Source organism: Candidatus Binatia bacterium (genome assembly GCA_023150935.1).
Taxonomy (GTDB): Bacteria; Desulfobacterota; Binatia; order HRBIN30; family HRBIN30; genus JAKLJW01.
On the sequence record JAKLJW010000178.1, the window covers coordinates 1 to 534 of the forward strand.

Sequence of the window (534 nt, forward strand, 5' to 3'; positions counted from 1 at the left end):
TTCGGCGCTTTGCCGGACGATTTCGGCGAATCCGCGTTGCTCCGGGGTGAGCGGGGTGTCGAGGAGGAGGTTGGTCATGCCGATGACGCCATTCATCGGGGTGCGGATTTCATGGCTCATGTTGGCCACGAACTCGCTCTTGGCGCGATTGGCGGATTCCGCCGTGGCTTTGGCCTTGCGCAACTCCTCCTCGGTCCGCTTTCGCTCGGTGATATCGATGGAGACGCTGAGCACGAGACGGGTGGTGCCGTCGGGGGAGATCAGCGGGCGCTTGGCGGTCTGCAGCCAGCGCAGATTGCCATGACGGTCGGTGACGGTTTCCTCGGGAATGAATCGTTCCCGGAGGCGATCGAGGATTTCCTGGTGATCGCGGTGGCGGCGTTCGACTTCCTCGGTGCGCTGGGGGCGCAATTCGATTTCCCGACGTCCCACGACGTTCTCGGATTCCCAGCCGTAGAAGTCGAGGCCGGCCTGGTTGACCAGGACGATGCGGCCGTCCGGATCATGGACCAGGATGAGGTTGGGATCGGTGTC

The 534-nt window shown here is 63.3% G+C and carries 1 protein-coding gene; it reads right to left on the reverse strand.

Annotated features, from left to right (window positions below):
* Positions 1-534 (reverse strand): PAS domain S-box protein (locus tag L6Q96_23610; GenBank protein ID MCK6557532.1); only part of this gene is annotated, 534 nt, incomplete at both ends.